Below are 22145 nucleotides of genomic sequence, written 5' to 3' on the forward strand. Positions count from 1 at the left end.
GCTTTTTTTGTGATATTTCAACAATAAAGAAAGATTATAGCTTGAAATTGAGTTTGTAACAAAAATTATGATAATTATAACTTTTTTAACAAAAAGTTAAATAAAAGTGTAATTTTTCGTTAGTTTTAAACTTATAATCAAACTATAATTTTATGAAAAAAAGAACTTTTCTATTCTTTCTTGTTTTTCTAAATGCCGTGGCATCTTTTGTTATGGCTCAGGAAATGATTGTTACGGGTATCGTATATGATGGTACGGGAAATGTGTTGCCAGGTGTGAACATCTTGGTAAAAGGAACCCAACGTGGTGCCTCTGCAGATTTTGATGGTAAATTTCAGATTAGGGCTTCTTCGGGAGAGTTTCTTATATTTTCCTATTTGGGTTTTACCACCAAGGAAATTGAGGTAACCGGGAATCAATTGAACGTTACCTTGGAAGAAGACACCAATGAACTCGATGAAGTTGTTGTCACTGCCTTCGGGGTTGAAAAAAAGGAAAAGTCGTTAGGCTACTCTGTGACTAAAGTCAATACTGAGGATGTTATATTGGCGGGTCAGGTAAGTGCTGTTGAAGCCCTTCAGGGTAGGGTGGCTGGCGTGCAGATCAACAGGGCATCGGGATCCGCTGGAGGTGGTGTGGATATCTTGGTCAGAGGGATATCTTCCATTAATCCCGGTAGAAATAACCAGCCTTTGATCATCGTGGACGGTCTGGCGATCAACAACGATAACATATCGGGAAACATTTTGCCAAGTTCCGGATCCAATGCGCCCAGTAGCTCGGAGCAATTTGCTTTTTCAAGTAGGTCGGGAGATATCAATCCAGAGGATATTGAGAATTATAGTGTGCTTAAGGGTGCTGCGGCAACGGCATTGTATGGGGTTAGGGCAGCAAATGGTGCGATAGTAATCACTACCAAAAAAGGGCGATTCGGTAAGGCAAGGATAAATGTAACCATGAATACCACGTTCAGAAAAGTGACCAAAGTACCCGAATTACAGACCACCTATAGGGAGGGTTATCTTGGTTCTCCTAGGGTACTTTACACCCCGGAAACGGAAACGGGCTATACTTTAACGGGTACTAGTACGCCCTTCTATTCCTTTGGGCCGGAATATTCGGTAGATTCATTTCAGTATGATGAGGATACCGTGTTGGATTTGAGTAATGACAAGTTCCACGATATCTATGACGATTTGTTCTCAACAGGAATAAACACACAGATCAACTTTAATATTAGTGGTGCCGATGATAGGTTTGACTACTTTTTCTCGGTTGGTAACAGTAGCGACCAGAGTATTGTCCCTAATTCGGATTACGGAAAGCTGTCCTTTAGGTTTAAAGGGGGCTACAAGGTTACCGATAATTTCAAGATCAGTTCATCCATTCAGTATACAAATTCCGGGGGGCGTAGGGCCAATGGTGGGGACAAGTCCATTATCAGCTCTTTGGCCTATTATTCACCCACCTTCGATTTGAACGATTATAAAAATGCAGATGGTACACAACGAAATTACACCCCTTGGATCGACAATCCACGTTATTTTGCAGAAGTGAGTGCGTTGACAGACGATGTAAACCGTTGGATCGGGAATGTTACCCTGAATTGGAGCCCTTTGGATTGGCTCAACCTGTCTTACCAAGCACAAATTGATAATTACTCGGATCATAGGAATCGATTTGTGCCACCTGAATTGGATACAGGATCACAAGTGGGAGGATTTATCATAAATGAAAATGTACTTTTTACAGGGATTGAGTCGAATTTTTTAGCGACTATGACCAAAAATTGGAGCGAGGATTTCAATACCTCCTTGTCTTTGGGTAACCAAATTTCGGATGTCAAAAGCAACTACGACCGTATGTATGGTGAAAATTTGAACATTGCCCATTACAATGATATCAGCAATGCAACCATATTGGACAATTCCAATAGTGTCACCCAAGTTCGAAATGTAGGGGTTTTTGGAGAACTCAAATTGGAATATATGGATAAAGTGTTTGTTACTTTTACGGGAAGAAACGACTGGGTCTCTACCCTTCCTCAAGAAGACCGTTCTTTCTTTTATCCGTCTATTAGTGGTGCATATTTATTTTCGGAAGATATTGTTTCGGACAATGATATTTTCTCATTCGGAAAATTAAGGGCTTCTTGGGCAGAAGTAGGTAAAGGTCCAGGCTTCGGTGACAGCGGTCATTATTTCGTGGCCGATGGGGATTTTCCTTTTAATGGCGTGGGTGGATTTCGGTCCAGTACAAGTACAGGCTTGAATCTTGTTCCCGAACGCACAAGAACATGGGAGGTAGGTACAGACCTTAGGTTTTTTAAAAATAGATTGAGGTTTGACTATTCTTACTTCACATCAAAGGTCAATAATCAAATATTTGATGTCAATATGGCCTATTCAACCGGCCTTTCCTCAGTAACCAGAAATGCAGGGAACTATAAGAATTGGGGACACGAACTCTTAATAAGTGGCGATGTTGTAAAAACGGAAGACCTAAATGTTGAATTGATTTATAATTTTTCAACGAATAGAGGGGAAGTATTGGACCTTCCTGATGATGTTGAAAACGTGACATTTGCAGGTGACGGGGCCCCGGAATTGTACCTAAGGGTCAAGGAAGGGGATAAAATGGGATCACTTTACGGATACAACTGGACCTATGTAGATGGGGAACTTTTTATTAATTCCGCTGGATACCCGGAAATAGATGATAGTGAAGGATATGTTATCGTGGGGAATGCACTTCCGGATTTTACAATGTCCTTGGGAAGTAATATCAAGTGGAAAAACTTAGGGTTGAATTTTTTGGTAGAATGGAAAAAAGGAGGGGATAAGTACAGTTGGGCAAGACGTACAATGATCCGTAATGGTACAAGTAAGGTAACAGAATATAGGAATATTGATGATTATGTCTTCGAAGGGGTTATGGAAGATCCCGATGCCCCGGGAACTTATGTTACCAATACTACCCCTACTGCATATGGGCTCGATGAAAGCTATTATAGGAGTTGGACTTACTTTACGGGTGCTGCGGAGAATTACCTCCAGGATGCATCATGGGTTAAGTTAAGAAGTGTAGGCCTTAGTTATGATCTTAGGGAGTTATTCGGGAAAAAGAATCTTTTCGATAATTTGGTGCTAAGCGTCAGTGCCAACAATATTTTGTTATGGACCCCTTATGATGGTTATGATCCAGAAGGAAGCGCATATAGTGCCGGAAGCAATATTTATGGTTTCTCAGGAAAAGGGATTCCTCTGACGGAAAATTATTCCATGGGTCTTAAAATAGGGTTTTAATAAAAATTAGGAATGATGAGAAAAGTATTAAAAAATATATTTATTGGAACGTTGCTTGTCGGTATTATGGCCTGCAGCGACGATTATTTTGACGTGAACACACCTTCTGCCTCGGTGGATGTTGAAGATTTGGGAATGAGTGATCTTTTGGGACCTGTGATACATAGTACCCTTTATGCCCAATATTATGCTGAAACTGTTGTAGGAAATTATACGCAATATTTCGGTGGATATGGTTATGCTGCTGCGGGATACTCAGAATTGTCCGCTACGTGGAGCGAGATTTATCTTTATATTTTGCCCAATACAGAGGCTATCAAAAACAAAGCGGAAGAAACTGGCGCTATACATTATGGTGCCATAGCAGAGATTCTTGAGGCAGCGAATATTGGATTGGCTGCCGATATGTGGGACAACATACCGTTTACCGAAGCTACAGACGGAACGGAGAATCCTTATCCGAATTTCGATACACAGGAAGAGGTATATGCATCGGCCATAAATCTTTTGGACAGTGCTATTTCCGCCCTCCTATCTGAAGATAATTCCAATATCTCTGTTGGGGATGAGGATTTGATCTATGGAGGGGATATGGATCAATGGCTAAGGGCGGCCTATACCATTAAGGCGAGACTTCAATTGCATTTGATCTATAAGGGGGTGTATTCGGCATCCGATGTGTTGACTACTATCGAAAATGGCTTTACCACTGTGGATGATGATTTCCTTTTGGACTTTCCGAGTGATGAACTTAATCCATGGTATGCGAATAATGTATTGACCCGGAACACCGGGAATTATTATAGGGCCCCAAACGACCAAATAGTTGGGATGATGAACGGTAACAGCTATCCTTTTGAGAGTGGTATAGTTGATATTGACCCTCGTTTACCGATTATGTTTCAGAATGAAGGGGCAGAAGGTGATCCCTGGAGGGGGTTTATAAATGGAGGGGAAGGAGAGTCCTTTGATGGAGAAGATGCCAATACCTTTTTTAAGGATGGAGGATATTATACCAACGCTACCGCCCCTTTGATCCTTATAACTTATGCTGAGGCTATGTTCATAAAGGCCGAAGCCGCTTTCTTGGCTAATGGAGGTAATGAAACCAGTGTAGGGGCCAATAATACGGCCTATGAGGCTTATATGGATGGAATTGCGGCAAGTATGGAGAAATTGGGAGCGGAAGGAACGGATTATATGGCTGATACTTCAGTGGATGTGGGAGTCGGCAACTTGATGCTTAACCACATTATGAAGGAAAAATATATAGCCAATTATTTAAATGTGGAAACTTATAATGATTTTAGGCGATATGATTTTTCAAGTGACGTTTTCATGGACTTGGCATTGCGATTGGAAGGCGAAGGGGATGATTCGGAATATGCCGGACAATGGTATAGAAGGGCAGTTTATCCAGATTCTGAACAAAATTCCAATGAAGACGTTGTAAATGCCAATTGGCAAGAACCTACCGTTGATGTTTGGTGGGCACAATAAGCATTAATATAGGTCATTTTTTAAATCAAATTGGGATATAGGGGGGCGTCCCCCCTATATTTTAAATCATTTTTTTAATTGCAAAACCTTTTTTGTTTGGCGTATTTGAAAAAAGCATTTATATTTGCACCCGCTTTAGGTAATAAAGCAGGATAAATTCCTCCTTAGCTCAGTTGGTTAGAGCATCTGACTGTTAATCAGAGGGTCCTTGGTTCGAGCCCAAGAGGGGGAGCAACAAAGAAGAAGCCACACGAAAGTGTGGCTTTTTTTATTTCGAAAATCTTGGGCAAGAAGGCTGGTCCAAATCATTTCCAAACCTTATTTACTTCAATAAATTGCTTGTAATTGGCTAATAATTAGTATATTGTATAAAATAGGATCAGAATGAACAGAAAAGTTTTTATACAAAAAACAATGGGGGCCATGCTTATTGCACTGCCTGCCTTTTCATTGATCGGGTGTTCCAGTTCCGATAATGGATCGGATAATAATCCGGATCCAGAACCGGATCCAGACCCTCAAGGTAATTGTTTGGAAAACGGGACTGAAATTAATATTTCTGCCAATCATGGTCACAGTTTGAACGTATCCCAAGCCGATGTACAAGCTGGCGTAGAGAAGGTTTATTCAATTCAGGGTAGTTCGGGGCATAATCATGAAGTTACCTTAACCGTGGCAAATTTCGATGCCTTGAAAAGTAATAACGCTATTACAGTAGGGTCATCCACTGGAGACGGACATACACATTCCGTAAGGGTTTCTTGTGCCTAGTTAATGATAAAACAATGAAATAGGGAATAAGGATATAAATGAGCCACGAGCTAACAAATTATTTTTTTCAAACTAACAAAAGCCATTCGATAGAATGGCTTTTTTCATTCTCGGAATCTGTTCGACAAAAATGGGGCACATGGGATAAATGATGTTCCATGCGGGACTTATTACCAAGTACAACGATCTTTTATAGCTACTGTATTTTTCTACGGGAAGTCACCAAGGCTATACATCCCTAGTTACTTTTGACCCGATAGGTAATTCTTCTATTGGAAATCACGGTCCGTACATTTAACGAAAGCGTTGCGGCATTGGAGGTTACCGGAGATGCGCAGATAAAAGAGGAATTTTGTACCACTACCCTATATTGGTAGCCGTTCATGGATAAGTCCGTTGTACTTAATGTCAAGGTAGCAGTTGAAGAACCTGAATATAGGGACCCGTCCGTCAAATCTGTAAAAGTCACTCCCCCATCAGTGCTTAACTGCCATTGATAGGCATTTGCATTGTTGGCCGAAACGGTGAAATTGCCTCCCGATCCTGCAAAGGCCGTAACATCGGAGGGGTGTGTTGTGATGGTAGGTGCAGCTCCCGATTCGAGATAATCCGCCGTACCACTGCTATCTGCATCTGTCGGTGCGGTATAACCATCGACTTTATTGGAACCGGTGACTTGGCCATTACCATCCACGGTAGTGGGTAGGTCTGCCAAAAGGCCATCGTTATTATCATCGGTAAACCCAGCTTCCAACACATCGTAACAACCGTCTCCATCACTGTCAAGGTCTAAATGATTCGGAATACCATCATTGTCCATATCCAAATCGGAACATATTGAAAAAGTGTTCAAGGTACAGAAATCCGCATCTTGATAATTCGGTGTTCCATCACTGTCGGGATCTGCAGTCGGATCGTTACCATTGGATTCTACCGTATCGGGAATACCATCGTTGTCATCATCAAGGTCATCGATATCCTTGACTCCATCACCATCATAATCATCGAATACCGTGATGGTGACCACTGCGGTATCACATAAATTCGAATTGCTGTCATCGCAGACTTCATAAGTAAACGTATCGGTGCCCGTAAAACCGAGATCGGGCACATAAGTGAAACTTCCATCGCCTGCCAAGGTCAATGTCCCGTAAGACACATCGATTATGGGAGTGGTGCTAACCGTCAACAAATCATTAGTCTCCATATCGGTATCATTGGCTAAAATTCCTGTTGCGGAAACGTTCAGTGTCGTATTCTCAGTGGCATTGAAAGTGTCTGCTGTCGCACAGGGATTGGCATTAACACTTATAATATCCGCCGGGTCGGTGGTCGGGGTACACCCCAAAAGTGGCGCAATACCCAGTTGGTAATCTCCAGGGGTGTCTATTAAAACATTATCCATTCCTACTCCGGATATTTCTGAAAGTCCGTTTGCGGGAAAGACAACCCCAGGGGTAAGGGAATACCAGGTATATTCGGCGGTGGTAGAAGTAAATTCCGCCTGTATCGTCCTTGTTTCACCGGATGTACAGGAATCAAAACTAGAGGGTGCAACTAAAGTAGTGTTCACTTGGGTTCCCGCTGAGCTTCCCAAAAAATCATAGGGTCCTGCAAAATCCTTTAGATTGGAGGTAAAGGAAGACGAAGCCCTGGATTTGGAAAGTACTGCACTGAACGGGGAATCACATGCCGCGGAAGTACCGAACAATGCCCTAGGATCAAATCCCAATTGGGTAAAATTTATCCCTACCTCTGCCATATAGCCCGCATTATACGTGTTGGTATAGCCAGAGGTGTTGGTGGTTCCCCAAGGTGGAGCAGTAGTGGAAAAGGTATTTACATTGCTGAAAAGGGCTCCTGAAGTCACTACGATCTCTCCATAACCATAGGTACTCCCACCGTCAATATTGGAACCCCACGTAAAAGTGGATGTCCCTCCAGGGGAAGTCCCGGAATTGAATACGGAACGGTCTACCCATAACCGCACTTCCACCCCTGAAACACCACCGCCACCATAGGCAAAACCGATGATCATGTCCCCTATTTGGGTAACGTTACCGCTGCCATCGAATTCCCATGCCGTATGGCCTTCTTGACTACCACTGTTGGTAAACCCCGAACCCGATTGGGCCAACTCAGAAACAAAGAGTTCAAAATCGACAAAATGATTACCGGAAGAGGACAAGGTAGAAATCATTAGGTTTACCCACAGGTCATCCGTAACATTGATGCCATCCCTTCGCATATGTACTCCAGTGTCGACAATATCCGATTTGTTGGGAACAGGGCCACTGACCACTGGCCATGAAGTCTCAGGGTTGTCCCCGTTCTTACCACCAGCGAAAGAAGTCTGGTCATTTGAGGAATAATTGACATAATCCCTGCCGTAGCGGGAACTGTACCAGATATAACCTGAATTGGATGCATAATTTGGAATGCTCTGCCTTAGATCGAATGCAATGTTGTTACCTGCCGATAATTGGCCGGCGTACCCATTGGAAACCGCCGTGGCCTCATCAATTACCCCTGCAGATAATACTCCTCCGTTGTGAAACCAGTCATCTGAAGTAATCCCAGAAATAATATCTCCGGAATAGGCATCTGCCTCAATGCCAAAATTCGCCCCAGTTCCTGTTTGGGAATAGATAGGAACGGTGAGCATTAATAACAGGAATAACGGGGTGAGTTTATAAAGAATACACCGGATACCATTCCCTAAAGTACGAATATGGACTATAGTGGGCTTTTTCATGAGCAATAGTTGCCAAAGGATTTTAACGCCACTTTGGAGTTGGACTGAGTATTGTTCGAAAGATGGCTCTTTTTCGAGGAAATTTAAAAATATTGTTGTGAAATGGACATTAATATCGGTCTGTGCCTAACGACTTGTGGTCTGAAAATCTGGTGTTAACATGCATTTCATCGAAAAAATTCAAGAAAATCAAGTTTTGAGGTAGGGTTTCATGAATATTGTATTGTTGTAAGGGTCAGGCCCATTAACTCATGGGCATAACCTAAATAAACATTTTAATCAAAAAAATCAGGAATTATGGGAGTCAAGAATTTTTCAATATGCTTAGTGGCATCTTTGGCGATGTTCATCGGTTGTTCGGATAGTAACGATACAGGTTCGGATATAGGAAGAATGTCGGTAAAATTGACCGATGCCCCTTTTCCGCATGATCTGGTGGCCGAGGCCAATGTTACTATCTTTAAGGTGGATGCCCGTAATAAGGATTTGGCATCCGATACTGCTATGGAAACGGAAAAATCCGATGAAAGTTATTCACCATTTGTTGTACTCATGGAGGAAGAAATCCAAGTAAACCTTTTGGAGCTCACCAATGGTGTTACTGAAAATCTTGCCGATATAGAAGTCCCCGTGGGTACCTATGATTTGGTACGGGTCTATGTAAAGGGGGTCAATGTGGTCCTGACCGATGGTACGACATACGACTTAAAGGTTCCTAGTGGCGAACAGACCGGTATAAAGGTATTTATTAAGCCAGGACTGACTGTTGTTGGTGGATTGAGTGCAGACTTGCTGCTGGATTTTGATGTAAGCAATTCTTTTGTAGCTAAGGGAAACAGTAAGGTTTTGGCCGGTATCACCGGATTTAATTTTAAACCTGTCATCAAAGCCTGTAACCTTTCTACCGCCGGAAGCCTAATAGGTAGCGTGACCACCATACAAGAGGAAGTCGCCGTAGGCCTGGAAGGGGCGCAGATATCGGTTATGGCTGCCGACACCTTGAATACCACCACGTTTACCGACGAGACGGGTTCTTATATGGTCATGGGACTTTTGGCTGGAAGCTATGACGTGTCCGTAGACCTGGAAGGGTACGATTCCGAGACTGTCGAGGAAGTTACCATTACTGCGGCCAATAAGACCGTTCAAGATTTTGAACTTATCGCAACGGAACCGGAAACGGGGAATTAAACCCTTGTTTTTATGAAATTTTGGGACGCCAACAAGGAAACCTTGGTTTGTGTCCATTAATGAACATCGGAAGGGCCATTCGTAAGAATGGCTTTTTCAATGTTCCTAACCTGGTAATTTTTTTTATCCACGTAATTTAAGACTGTTGGCATTTTATGTTAGTCTTATTTTGAAGTTGGGTACCGTAATCCATTCATAGTATATTAAGTTGGTTGATTCCTTAAATAGGTGAGCAACAAAGCTCTTTTTAGCCTCCATTGGGGGAAGGCTTGTTGAAAATATGAGGTACTGAAAGGTAATATAACCCTTCCAAAACTTTAACTTTACCTTATATTCATTTCTTTTCACAATTGCTATGAAAGAAAAATCTGAAGAGCTCAAGCGACTTAAAGCGCATTACTCAAAACAAAAAGATTGGCTAAAATGGGGTCCCTACTTAAGTGAACGTCAATGGGGTACCGTACGTGAGGACTACAGTGCACATGGTGATGCATGGAACTATATCCCACACGATCACGCCAGGAGTAGAACCTATCGGTGGGGCGAAGATGGTATTGCGGGTATTTCCGATCGGTATTGCAACATTTGTTTCGGGATAACCCTTTGGAACGGAAAGGATCCCATTCTAAAAGAACGTTTGTTCGGGCTTCCCGGACCAAAAGGCAACCATGGGGAAGATGTAAAAGAGCTTTATTATTATTTGGGGAACACACCTTCCCATTCGTACATGAAACACCTGTACAAATATCCCCAGAATGAGTTCCCTTACGTAAAACTGGTAGAGGAGAACAAAAAAAGGGGCAAAGAAGAACTGGAATATGAACTGTTCGACACCGGGATTTTTGACAACAATGAATACTTTGATGTCGTTACGGAATACGCCAAGGCCGATGGGGAAGATGTATTGATAAAGATATCGATCGCTAATCGGGGACCCAAGACAGCACCGGTTTATTTAATGCCTACGCTGTGGATACGCAATTTCTGGAGTTTCGGTGAAATGGAAGAAAAACCCATTATCAAAAAAGGAAAATATCCGGACCATGTTACCATAAACCATTCCTACGTTGGGAAATATACCCTTTATTTCGAGAAGCCAACCGAACTTTTGTTTACCGAAAACGAAACGAATCGGGAAAGGATTTTCGGTGATGAAAATGACCATCCCTATAAAAAAGACTTTTTTCATGATGTGGTCATCAAAGATGATTATTCGCTGGCCAAAAAGAAAGGGGAAGGAACCAAGTTCGCACCACTCTACAGGTTGAAGTTGAAAGCAGGGGAAACCCAAACCGTTAAGTTGAGATTGGTAAAAGGACGCCTGGAAACACCTTTTGATAAAAATTTCGATACCGTTGTTTCGGATAGGGAAGAAGAATCGGAGGAATTTTACAAGGGGATAACACAAAAATCCTCAAAAGAACAACGGGAAATCCAAAAACAGGCCTTTGCCGGACTCCTTTGGACGAAACAATACTATAATTACGAGGTGGAAAAATGGTTGCATCCCGATCCGAATGATGAATTGCCGGGAATTGAACGGGCATATTTAAGGAATAGCAATTGGAAAACCTTGCGCACCCATGATATCCTCTCGATGCCCGACACTTGGGAATACCCTTGGTTTGCCGCTTGGGACTCGGCCTTCCATTGTGTTACCTTCGCTATGATAGATCCCGATTTTGCCAAGGAACAGTTGTTGCTGTTCACTAAGGAATGGTTTATGGCACCCAATGGACAGATTCCTGCCTATGAATGGAATTTTAGCGATGTGAATCCTCCCGTACAGGCCTGGGCAGCCATCCATATCTATCAAATTGAGGAACGGAGCACCGGAAAAGGGGATCTGAAATTTTTAAAACGGATGTTCAATAAATTGGCGCTCAATTTTACCTGGTGGGTAAATCGCGTGGATCGGTTCGATAAGAATATCTTCGAAGGGGGATTTTTGGGTTTGGATAATATCGGGGTATTCGATAGGAGTAACGGAATTCCGGGAGGAGGTATTCTGGAACAGGTCGATGGTACTTCCTGGATGGCGCTCTATTGTCTTAATATGCTCGAAATGGCCCTCGAAATAGCCATTGAGGACGAAACTTTTGAGGATATGGCCATCAAATACTTTGGTCATTTCGTGTTCATTGCCGAAGCCTTGAACAAACTTAAGGAAGGAGCCCCTGGATCTTGGGATGAGAATGAAGGATTCTTCTACGATACGTTGATCTTGCCCAATGGACAGTCGATACCCATCAAGGTCCGTTCCATTTCGGGCTTGTTATCCCTTGCGGCAGTATTGAACATTAGAAAGGAAACCTTGGACAAATTACCCCGTTTTCGTAAAAGTATGGAGTGGTTTCGTAAATACCGTAAGGAAAATGCCAAATACCAGGTTATCGAAGATTATGCCGCGGGTAAGGATGTATTGCTCTCCCTGGTGCCCAAAAAGCGTATGGATATTTTGATCAAGAGCATGTTGAACGAATCGGAATTTTTAGGGAATCATGGTATCCGCTCCCTTTCCAAGGCGCATGAAAAGCCCTATTCCATTGAGATTGATGGGGCCACTTATGGAATCACCTATGAACCTGCCGAATCACAAACAAATTTATTCGGGGGCAATTCCAATTGGCGGGGACCCATATGGATGCCAATGAATTATCTGTTTATCGGTACTTTAAAAGAATATCACAACTATTATGAAAATGACCTCAAATACCAATTCCCTACAGGAAGTGGTAACTATTTGAATTTAAAGGAAATAGGGTTTGAGATCAGCAAAAGGCTGATTGCGATGTTCGATAAGGATGAAAAAGGCCATCGGCCTATACATGCCTTGCACAAAAATCATTATACCGATGAACATTTCAAGGACCTTATTCTTTTCTACGAATATTTTCATGGCGATAATGGCCGTGGGGTCGGGGCCTCCCACCAAACGGGCTGGACGGCATTGGTGGCCAATCTGATCGAGGAGATCAATCGTGCAAAAAAGTAATTTTAATGATCCATGTCGTTTTTGGTTTTGCCAATGCGATGACGATTACAAAAAAAGACAGCTTTTAGAATAATCTTTCCTTGACTGAATCATAATAGCGCGTACTGACAGGTATCCGATGATCGCCGATGATCAAATCCCTACCCTTTAAAGCCGTCACCTTTTTACGGTTGACGATAAATGATCGGTGTACCCTCATGAACAAATCGGCCGGTAGGTTTTCTTCCAATTTCTTTAAGGATTGATTGCTCAATATTTTTGTTTGGGCCGTATGGTAGATCACATATTCGCTATCACTTTCGATAAATAGGATATCTTGGTATTTAACTTTGTGAAGGTCATAGCCCGACTTTACGGTCAAGGTATCCAATTCATTCGAGGGTGGGGGTACGGACTTGATCTGCACTTTGTTCACGGCCTTTAAAAAGCGTTCGAAAGTGATCGGTTTCACTAAATAATCAAGAACGTTGAGTTCATAACCCTCCAAGGCATATTCCGAATAAGCGGTGGTAAAAATGACATGGATGCCCGTGGGCAATAATTTGGCGAAATCGGTTCCTTTCAATTCAGGCATTTGAATATCCAAAAACAACAGATCGATGTCGTGGTCTTTAATGGTCTGCAACGCGTTTAGGGGGTTCTCAAGGGAATCCACCAAGTATAGGGAATCCAGTTTTTGTATGTAGGTCTTTAGTAAGGTCCTTGCCAGTTCCTCATCGTCAATGATTAGACATTTAATCTTGGCCATTCAAATAAAACTTCAAGTGCACCTTAAAAGTAGCCGAATCATCCTTAATAACCAACTTATGTTTTTTGGGGTAGAGGATATGCAGCCTCTTTTTTACATTTTCGATCCCTATGCCGCCTACCTCATCCTTTTGTGACGGGGTTTCAGGAACGCTGTTTTCGATTTTAAAAATGACTTCATTGGCATCGGTATATAAATCGATCCTTAAAAAAGTATTGTTTATTTTTTCAATATTACCATGTTTAAGGGCATTCTCAACAAAGGGGATCAATAGCATCGGGGCAATAAAAATATTTTTATCCAATATCCTGAAATTCGTCGTTATCGGATAAGGTTTACTGCTTTTTAAGGCAAACATTTTTAGATAGTCCTCGATGTAGGCGATCTCTTTCCGTATAGGTACAAATGGCTGTTCACATTCATAGAGTACGTAACGGAGCATGTTCGACAAGGTACTGATACTTTGTTGGGTTTTATCGGAGTCGGTTACCGATAGGGCATAGATGTTGTTGAGTGAATTGAACAGGAAATGCGGATTGATTTGGGACTTCAATAATTTCAATTCGGTCGCCAGGTTTTCACTCTTATTCCGAATGGTTTCCTCCTCTTTCTGTTGTGCGAAAATAAAGGTTTCTACGAAAGTGGCTATTAAATACGCAATGGCCAGTACCAAAAATTGGATAAGGAACTTTGGGGGGGTAGCAGGTCGCCTTCCCGGAGGAGGTTCTTGTAGAAATGGAGGGGGTGTTCCGGATGGTGCCATGAACAAATCGGATGTGATTCCTGCACAGAGCAATAGCAGTACCAAGGAGACAGCGATAAAAAGAACATATTTCTTTTTGAACAAGAGGGCCGGTGCTGTATAAAATATCAAAACACCTATAATCACGATCTGTACTAAAAACGAGGGTCCGTTATCCGTTATAAATTTATCATTATCAGGGATGACCATCCAGGCGATGAGCCATATGGCAAACCATAAAAAGATATGGAATAGAAATCGCTTTGTTCGCTTCATACTGCAAATAAAGAGAAATATTTTTTATCCAAATATCGGCAAGAAGGGCATAAGACTACCTAAAAGGAACGCTAACGGACCAAGGCTGGGTATTCGCTGAAAACTATGGACCGATCACTTAATGGTCTCCATTTCCATGAGGGCATTATGCATCTTTGTGAAAACGATATGGAGGCGTTAATGGTGGTGGTCGCTATCATCCTTGCTAAAATTACCCAAGTCCAATAGGTATTTACAAGGCATAAAAAAGAGTTGAATGTGCAAGAGGATTTTAAGTTTGGGGATATTGTTTTTGACATAGGCGGTAAATGCCGATCAGCCCGATGTTTCCACCACCATGCTGGTCGAAAGGGGGGTTGTAATTCACTGTTTTACATGATTTTTTTGGGTAAGGAGGGTGTTGCGACCCTAAGGATAAAGTAGGTTTGATGAATATGATTATTAATATAAAAGACATTTTGCATATGAAAAATTTAGTGTTGATGTTGTTTGGTTTAACCCCGTGCTTTTTTGGTCTTACGGCTTGTAGTACTGATAGTACCGATGATGTGGAGTTTAGTGAAGATGATACGGTTGTAACGGAATTGCATGCGGCATTTGCGGCATTCAATTCCGATGCCACGACCATTTATTTGGATGGTTCGGAAGTGGTCATAGAAACTACGGGGCTGCCAAACCATGAAACCGTATATTGGGGGGAAGGTAACGACCTCTATATCGAAGAGCCCGATGTGGCGGTTACCCCGAGTATCATGTCAAGTAACAACAATGCCACCACCATAAGGGTCGATGCAACACCCGATTTAACGGGTAATACGGTAGAAACCGAATTGAATACGATCGGGATAGCGGTAAGCGGATCATCTATTTTCAATGACCAAGAAGGGGCTGGGGCCTTGGATCAGGCAGCTGCCAGTTTGGATTGGACCGGTGCCCATATTGGTCCTGGGGTATACCATTATCATTTAGAGCCCAAGGCGTTTTCCAATGATGATGGGAATTTAGTGGGGATCCTACTTGATGGGATTTTCCTTTATGGAAGAAAATGCAATTCAACAGGGACTTACCCTACCGATTTGGATGCTTCTGGCGGACATACATCAACCACCCAGTACACCGACGGTGAAGCGGAGTACCACTATCACATTATCAACGAGGTCTATTCCACTACAGGATCCTATTTGGCCTTTGCCGGACCCTTTCAAGGTTACTAGATCGATCATGAAACTTTTTTTCCCTTACTTATTGATCATACCGCTTTCCTTTTTCGGTTGTAAAGATGCTTCGGGAGATAAGGCCAAGGCAGACGATGCGATCGCAATTACCGATTTTGAGGTGCTTAAAAGCGCATTGGAACTCCGTCCCATAGAGGGGAAGTGGTATTATCAGGGCAAACCTTTTAATGGGTATTCCTTAAAATACCACCCAAACGATACCTTGGGCGAAAGGCTTGGTTATTACCAAGGGAAAAGGGAAGGTGTGGCAAGAAAATGGTCAGAGAACGGTGTACTTAGGATAGCATCCCATTATAAACAAAACCGATTGGTAGGCAGGTATAGGACCTGGTGGGAAAATGGGGTATTGGCTTCGGAATCGCACTACGTAAACGGAACATTGGAGGGTATTGCGAAAGAATGGTACCCCAATGGGCAATTGGCCAAAGAACGGCATTTGGTCAACAGTAAGGAACAAGGCTTGCAAAAAGCATGGCTGCAGAACGGAAAATTATATGTGAACTATGAGGCCAAAGACGGGCGCATCTTCGGGATGCGAAGGGCGAATTCATGTTATCAGTTGGAAGATGAAGTTGTCGTCAAATCAAAATAAGGCCCTAGTCGGGCTATTGGCCGTTTTCCTTTTGGTTATGGGTTGTAATCAAGGAAAGGACAATAGGGAGGCCAAGACAGGGATGACCAATACGGTGGTACATTTACCCTATTACAATGACGGATCTTTTACCCCCCATTGGTTGCTTCCCAATAGTGAAGAAGAAAAGGCTTTTCATAAAATTCCCGATTTTAAGTTGGTGAACCAACTTGGGGATTCGGTTACCCAGGATACGTTTAAGAATAAGATCTATATCACCGATTTCTTTTTTACGAGCTGCCCGGGAATTTGCCCTAAAATGACGGCAAACATGATCAAGGTACAGGAAGAGTTCAAGGAAACCTCTGAGGTGTTATTGCTCTCACATACGGTCACACCGAGTATAGATTCGGTTTCCGTCCTTAAAAGGTATGCGGATAAAAACAAGGTGCTGGCCGATAAATGGCATTTGGTCACCGGGGATAAATCCGAAATCTACGATTTGGGCAGAAATCAATATTTCGTGGAAAATGATTTAGGAGTTCCCAAAGATGTAAACGATTTTCTACATACCGAGAATTTCCTGCTTATTGACAAGAACAGGCACATACGGGGAATTTACAATGGTCTTAATAGGGCGTCGATCGCCCAATTGGTCCTTGATGTGAACGCCTTGATCATGGAATGATCCAAGGCCGATTTTCAAGGGATTACTAAGGTTCGTTCGGCGACAATAGCTTAACCTAAGCTTTAAGGTAAATTAACCGCCTAACTCCCAATGATCTATACTTTTGTAGGGCCTCCTTTTAAGGAGGAAACGTTCTTTATATGAGTTAGTTTAGTTTAAAGCTGATGGTGACATTGGCTTTTTTTGTCCCTCTTTGTTTTAGGGGTCGACCAGGAATTCCTTGTACCATTTCCCTGAGCTTTTGACGATTCTTTTTTGGGTATCGAAATCGTTGTATACCAATCCAAATCTGGGGCGATAGCCCTCTGCCCATTCAAAATTATCGGTAAATGTCCATACGAAGTAGCCGTCTAAACGCAAGCCTTCCTTCTTCGCCCTATATACCTCTTTTATGTAGGCCTGCAGATAGGACAGCCTTAGCCGGTCATCAACTTCCCCATGTACGACCTTATCCTCAAAAGCAGCTCCATTTTCGGTAATGATCAATTTGTTGATCCCTTCATAGGCATTGTATTTAGAGATCATGGTATGGATACTTTTAGGGTACACCTCCCAATCCATCAACGTAGTGGGTACTTTGCGTTTCGTGGCATGTACCAGTTTAGACCTAAGATAGGGGACGGTAAAACTGTATTTGATCACCTCCCGGGTGTAATTTTGGATACCGATAAAATCAAAATCGAAAACCATGTTTTTTTCGTCTCCCGGTTTTTGGTACTTCGCCAAGCGCTTTAATACTTTAAGGTCTTTGGAAGGATAACCCAATCCCAAACTGGGCTCTATGAATAAACGATTCAATAGGGCATCTGCCTTTTTCGCCGCTTTAATATCCCTTTTTCTTGAGGAGTACGGACTAATTTGTGAGCAGGAAAAGGTGGTGCCGATACAGGCATTTTCGACAACCTTTCGCAGCGCCCTCCCGCCCAATGCCTGGCATAGTGTTGCATGGTGTACCGAAGGCAAGAAATTGCTTAGCCCTTTTTTTCCGGGGGCATGGGCACCTAAAAAATAACCTGCCCCGGTAAAAACCATGGGTTCGTTCAATACCATCCAGTGTTTTACACGATCCCCGAAAAGCTGTCCGCAATGTATGGCATAGGTTTCGAACCAATTCAGGATGTCCCTATTGGTCCATCCCCCTTTTTCCTCAAGGGCCTGTGGAAGGTCCCAATGGTAAAGGGTGACCCAAGGGGTGATGCCGCAGGCCAGGCAAAAATCGATTACCCGATTGTAAAAATCAATGCCGGCGGTACTCAAAGTGCCTTGACCGTCAGGCATTATTCTTGACCAAGATAGGGAAAATCGAAAATGCCGGATGTTCATGGATCGCATCAAAAGAATATCTTCCTTATAGCGATTGTAAAAGTCACAGGCTTTTTGGCCATTTTGCCCAAGATGGATGTTCTTGGTATTGAGGGTGAACCGGTCCCAGATCGATTCGCCCTTATCATTGCTATCATGGGCACCTTCTATCTGATAAGCGGCGGTGGAAACCCCCCAGATAAATTCAGGACCGAAATCCCTTTTATGTAGATCAAAATCGGTAAGCGAAGCCAGTGGTTTTGTCAAATCGAATGATACTTTTGGCCGATCGGAGCTTCTTGTAGAAGGCGATCGACAATTTCAGCGGTGATATCCGGATAAAAAACCTCGGTCTTATGGTTGGTATCTACCCAATGGCGTAAGGTTTCGAAATGTTTCATCTTCAGCGATTTCAAAATGGGGACGCCCATTTCTTCGAGTGCCTTGGCGTTACATTGTTGTTCATATTGCCCCTTCATGGGTATGGCCATTAACTTTTTACCTAAGTACAGGGCCTCTGCAGGGGTTTCGAATCCGGCACCGCAAAGGATACCTTTGCAATTTGCCATACTGTGTACAAAGGCTTTATTGTTGATTTTGCGAACGGTAATATTTTTATAAAAGAAGTCCGTATCGGTATGTTTGGAAAAAACCTGCCATTCTACCCCTTTCAGTTTCGACAATACCTTCAATATCTTTTCGTCACCATAAGACGGTAGGTACACCGTATAATAATCACCAGCGGTCTTTGTGGATTCCCGTACTTCCTTACGTATGATGGGGGTGTATATCCTTTCGCCATACGCCTTAAAATGCAAGCCGTACGATTGTGTCGTAGGCGCGTATTTTTTTAGGATCATCTTTCCTAAAAGATCGTTTTTTGTCGGTTTCGGGGTATTGGGGGCGATTACCGCTGCTTGGTGGCTAAAACCAATGCAATCCTTTTGGGTTAATTTACAGGCCCATGCCGAAACGGGTTCAAAATCATTGATGATCAAATCGTAATCGGAAATCGGCAGACGTTTGACTTCGTTTTGTAATTGGGCCGAATTTAATTTCAGATAGGTTCGCCACATATCTACCCCACCTTTTTTCCCGAAAACAAAACTCAAGCCCTTTAGGCGATATTTAATGGGATAAGGTATTTGAACATCGGCTTGGCTGCCACTGACCAAAATGTCGAGGGCAACATTTTTTTTGTGGATTTCGGGTATAATGTCGCGGGCCCGGCTTAAATGACCATTACCGGTGCCCTGAATGGCATATAATATTTTCATGAGGGCTTACTTGGTTTTTAGGGTATTGCCGGTTACGGAAAAGGTTTTGAATTCGAGCATCATTCGTTCAAAAAGCTCATTTTTACCTAGTAATTCGGTGGGTTCCATAACCTCCATATCCCGGGAATGTATGGCGATATCTTTATCGTAGGTATATAATTCCCATTGGCCTTTGGAATATTCCAAGGCCGTAAGGTTTTCGATCCAATCCCCCGAATTCAAATACATTACGGAGCCTTTGGCCGTAGTTACCTTTCGAATGACCGGTTGGTGTATATGTCCACAGATCACATAGTCGAATTCTTTTTCAATGGCGATATCCGCGGCGGTCTGTTCAAAATCACTGATGAACTTAATGGCAGACTTTACCCCGTTTTTTATTTTCTTGGACATGGAAACGGGCTTTTTACCCATTTTTTTAGAAATATAGTTCACGGCACTGTTCAGTAAGATCAAAAAGTCGTACCCTATGGCCCCTAGTTTTGCGATCCATTTGGAATGTTGCATGGTAACATCAAAAACATCGCCGTGGAAAATCCAGGCCTTTTTACCATGGACATTAAGGAGTTCTTTGTTTTCGATACTGAACGATCCCATTTTAAAACCCACGAATTTACGGAGCATTTCATCATGGTTGCCGGTAATGTATTGCACCTTTATCCCCTTGGAAACCCATTCCAACAGGAGCTTTATGATCTTCATGTGCGATTTGGGCCAGTAGTGTTTGCTAAACTGCCAAATGTCGATAATATCACCATTGAGGACGACATGGGATGGTTTGATCGACTTTAAATATTTTAGGAGTTCTTTGGCGTGGCAACCATAGGTGCCGAGATGTACATCGGAAATGACCACTATATCCACAGGTCTTTTTTTCATTTAAGAAGGGTCGGATTGGTTTGTTGTTTTTTCCCACCTCTAAAGGCAGGGGCGTAGCTAACCGATCGAATATGGAGAAGATCGATCAGTAAAGTTGTAAGCGAAACCGAAATTTTTTTCATTGTCATGACTTCAACCAGGACAAAGGTTTCGAATAAATTTCGATACTTCTGTAAAATCGATTTTAATGTTTGGTTAAGCGAAGTTTAATAATATACTTCTTACACGGCATGAAATAACCATCTTATAACCTTCAAAAATTTATTTTCAATATAATATTCATGAATATTGTTTTCCCCCGGTATCATGGGCTTGCCGTTCCATAAAGGGTTTAGTGATTATCGTCAATGTATTGGGGATTTGTTGGCTTGGAAGTAATTCACATGAAATTATCTTAGGTTGACGATGTAGGTAGCAAGAATTCAATGGACAGTTATATGAAGATACAACCACAATATGACCTTATTGTCGTAGGAGGAGGGGTTCTAGGAACTTTTCATGCCTACCATGCGCTTGAAAGAGGGTTGAAGGTGGCTTTGGTAGAAAAAGACAGTACCCCCCAAGGTGCCAGCATTACCAATTACGGACATGTGGTGCCCTCTGCGATGAATAGCAAATGGCAGCTTTTTGGACGGGAAAGTTTAAGGATCTACAAAGAAATACAGGAACATTTCGATATTTCGGTTCGCCAAGAAGGTAGTGTGTATTTTGCTTCCAATCCTGAAGAGGAACAATTGCTTGTAGAGCTGCATCAAATCAATAGGGACAACGACTATCGATCGGAATTATTGACGAAGTACGAATGCCTCAAGGCCTACCCGGGATTACGTAATGATTATGTTCGCTCCGGGCTTTTTTTTCCTGAGGAATTGGTGGTGGCCCCACGGCTCATGCTCAATAAATTGCATGCATACTTAAAAATTTCAGGGTTGGTACTTTATCTAAACTGTACAGTGATCGATTGTATCGCCTTGTCTAACGGGATAGAAGTACAGTGCTCCAACAATACTTCTTTGTCTGCTGCGAAGGTTATCATTTGTAATGGTACCGAATTTAAGACCTTGTACCCGACATTGTTCCAAGAAAGTGACCTCATGGTGTCAAAAATGCAGCTGATGCAAACCTCCCCACAAAAGCACTATAAATTGTCGGGTTCGGTACTTGCCGGTCAGAGCATACGTGCCTATGGGGCTTTTCAAGAATGTCCGTCCTATGCCCATATACCTTCCAACGGTGGTAAAGGCTTCACGGATAAGGAATATGGGGTGCAGATCCACTTTAACCAAACCTTGGACGGTTCGATCATTATTGGGGATTCGCATCGATCGGTCGATGTGTCCAAAATCAATTCCCTGGGAACGGATTTGGATATGGAGATTGACCACTATATCCTTAAAGAGGCCAAAAAAATCATCGATTTACCCACCTACAACATACAAAGAAGATGGTACGGACTGTTTTCCCATTGTAAAACGGCAGACGTCTTTCAGGCAACGATCGACGATAACATCCATATTGTTACCGGAATTGGTGGGAAGGGATTGACCGGTAGTGCGGGATTCGCAAAAGCGAATATTCATGAAATATGTAATCTAGGAGGCCTTTGAAACGGGTTTATTTGAGGTCGTCGTGCGTAAAGCAACCCGTACCTTGAGGATCGCCGGGTTGAAATTAGCCTATCGGATCGGCGATTTCCGTCCGTAATTTTGACCTTAATGCCACCGGTGACCTTTGAATATGGGGTTCGGTCAACATCAACCTATTTTGCCGCCATAGGGCAAGCGTTTCCATGAATCGGGGTTTAAAAATGGTCGGGAAGGGTTCAAAATTAAATTTGTTATATATTTGAAAGCTAACTTAGAACCACTATATGCCCTAGCATTGGACTTTTATCCTTAATTTTAAGTGAA

15 protein-coding genes and 1 tRNA gene are annotated in these 22145 nt (G+C 42.6%); 10 read left to right on the plus strand and 6 right to left on the minus strand.

The features are described from left to right. Positions 1 to 152: 152 nt before the first annotated feature. The 4 genes from PHU20_RS11075 to PHU20_RS11090 all read left to right on the plus strand — a co-directional run bounded on the left by PHU20_RS11075 (position 153) and on the right by PHU20_RS11090 (position 5576). Entirely contained in the window at positions 153 to 3305 is a 3153-nt protein-coding gene (locus PHU20_RS11075) for a SusC/RagA family TonB-linked outer membrane protein (protein WP_274825437.1), read from the plus strand. A 12-nt stretch (positions 3306 to 3317) separates the two neighbouring features. Further along, complete coding sequence (locus tag PHU20_RS11080; RefSeq protein WP_274825438.1) at positions 3318 to 4805, plus strand: SusD/RagB family nutrient-binding outer membrane lipoprotein; 1488 nt, start codon at positions 3318 to 3320, stop codon at positions 4803 to 4805. Positions 4806 to 4963: 158 nt separating this feature from the next. Further along, positions 4964 to 5037, plus strand: a tRNA-Asn gene (locus tag PHU20_RS11085). A gap of 152 nt (positions 5038 to 5189) precedes the next feature. Further along, the gene (locus tag PHU20_RS11090; RefSeq protein WP_274825439.1) at positions 5190 to 5576 is read left to right on the plus strand and encodes a hypothetical protein; all 387 of its coding nucleotides are present in this window, start codon (positions 5190 to 5192) and stop codon (positions 5574 to 5576) included. A 238-nt stretch (positions 5577 to 5814) separates the two neighbouring features. On the opposite strand, the gene PHU20_RS11095 is transcribed toward PHU20_RS11090, so the two are convergent. Beyond that, complete coding sequence (locus PHU20_RS11095; RefSeq protein ID WP_274825440.1) at positions 5815 to 8331, minus strand: Ig-like domain-containing protein; 2517 nt, start codon at positions 8329 to 8331, stop codon at positions 5815 to 5817. Between the two features lie 297 nt (positions 8332 to 8628). Here PHU20_RS11095 and PHU20_RS11100 point away from each other — a divergent pair, with 297 nt between their 5' ends. Together PHU20_RS11100 and PHU20_RS11105 are read left to right on the plus strand one after the other, a co-directional pair. Next, positions 8629 to 9522 (plus strand): DUF4382 domain-containing protein, encoded by an 894-nt coding sequence (locus PHU20_RS11100; protein WP_274825441.1) that lies wholly within the window; start codon positions 8629 to 8631, stop codon positions 9520 to 9522. 355 nt (positions 9523 to 9877) lie between these two features. Beyond that, positions 9878 to 12517, plus strand: coding sequence for an MGH1-like glycoside hydrolase domain-containing protein (locus PHU20_RS11105; RefSeq protein WP_274825442.1), 2640 nt, complete (start codon positions 9878 to 9880; stop codon positions 12515 to 12517). 64 nt (positions 12518 to 12581) lie between these two features. On the opposite strand, the gene PHU20_RS11110 is transcribed toward PHU20_RS11105, so the two are convergent. Together PHU20_RS11110 and PHU20_RS11115 are read right to left on the minus strand one after the other, a co-directional pair. Beyond that, the gene (locus tag PHU20_RS11110; RefSeq protein ID WP_274825443.1) at positions 12582 to 13265 is read right to left on the minus strand and encodes a LytR/AlgR family response regulator transcription factor; all 684 of its coding nucleotides are present in this window, start codon (positions 13263 to 13265) and stop codon (positions 12582 to 12584) included. Next, complete coding sequence (locus PHU20_RS11115; RefSeq protein ID WP_274825444.1) at positions 13252 to 14283, minus strand: sensor histidine kinase; 1032 nt, start codon at positions 14281 to 14283, stop codon at positions 13252 to 13254. The genes PHU20_RS11110 and PHU20_RS11115 overlap by 14 nt, the downstream gene beginning before the upstream one ends. A gap of 464 nt (positions 14284 to 14747) precedes the next feature. Here PHU20_RS11115 and PHU20_RS11120 point away from each other — a divergent pair, with 464 nt between their 5' ends. From PHU20_RS11120 to PHU20_RS11130, 3 genes are read left to right on the plus strand one after another with little or no spacing between them, the layout of a single operon-like run. Beyond that, on the plus strand, positions 14748 to 15497 hold the full coding sequence (locus tag PHU20_RS11120; RefSeq protein WP_274825445.1) for a YHYH protein: 750 nt from the start codon (positions 14748 to 14750) through the stop codon (positions 15495 to 15497). Between the two features lie 7 nt (positions 15498 to 15504). Then, positions 15505 to 16110 carry a toxin-antitoxin system YwqK family antitoxin gene (locus tag PHU20_RS11125; protein WP_274825446.1) on the plus strand — a complete coding sequence of 202 codons (606 nt, stop codon included), beginning with the start codon at positions 15505 to 15507 and terminating at the stop codon, positions 16108 to 16110. Next, the gene (locus PHU20_RS11130) at positions 16085 to 16777 is read left to right on the plus strand and encodes an SCO family protein (protein ID WP_274825447.1); all 693 of its coding nucleotides are present in this window, start codon (positions 16085 to 16087) and stop codon (positions 16775 to 16777) included. Before PHU20_RS11125 ends, PHU20_RS11130 begins: the two co-directional genes overlap by 26 nt. A 198-nt stretch (positions 16778 to 16975) precedes the next feature. Here PHU20_RS11130 and PHU20_RS11135 read toward each other — a convergent pair whose 3' ends face one another. The 3 genes from PHU20_RS11135 to PHU20_RS11145 are packed head-to-tail and all read right to left on the minus strand — an operon-like array spanning position 16976 to position 20235. After that, the gene (locus PHU20_RS11135; protein ID WP_274825448.1) at positions 16976 to 18346 is read right to left on the minus strand and encodes a GH1 family beta-glucosidase; all 1371 of its coding nucleotides are present in this window, start codon (positions 18344 to 18346) and stop codon (positions 16976 to 16978) included. After that, entirely contained in the window at positions 18343 to 19356 is a 1014-nt protein-coding gene (locus PHU20_RS11140) for a glycosyltransferase family protein (RefSeq protein WP_274825449.1), read from the minus strand. Before PHU20_RS11140 ends, PHU20_RS11135 begins: the two co-directional genes overlap by 4 nt. A gap of 6 nt (positions 19357 to 19362) precedes the next feature. Beyond that, positions 19363 to 20235: a UDP-2,3-diacylglucosamine diphosphatase gene (locus PHU20_RS11145; RefSeq protein WP_274825450.1), complete on the minus strand. Its 873-nt coding sequence runs from the start codon at positions 20233 to 20235 to the stop codon at positions 19363 to 19365. A 437-nt stretch (positions 20236 to 20672) separates the two neighbouring features. Here PHU20_RS11145 and PHU20_RS11150 point away from each other — a divergent pair, with 437 nt between their 5' ends. Further along, positions 20673 to 21842 (plus strand): TIGR03364 family FAD-dependent oxidoreductase, encoded by a 1170-nt coding sequence (locus PHU20_RS11150; RefSeq protein ID WP_338040890.1) that lies wholly within the window; start codon positions 20673 to 20675, stop codon positions 21840 to 21842. The last annotated feature ends 303 nt before the right edge of the window (positions 21843 to 22145 follow it).

This window comes from Maribacter polysaccharolyticus (assembly GCF_028882255.1).
Taxonomy (GTDB): Bacteria; Bacteroidota; Bacteroidia; order Flavobacteriales; family Flavobacteriaceae; genus Maribacter_A; species Maribacter_A polysaccharolyticus.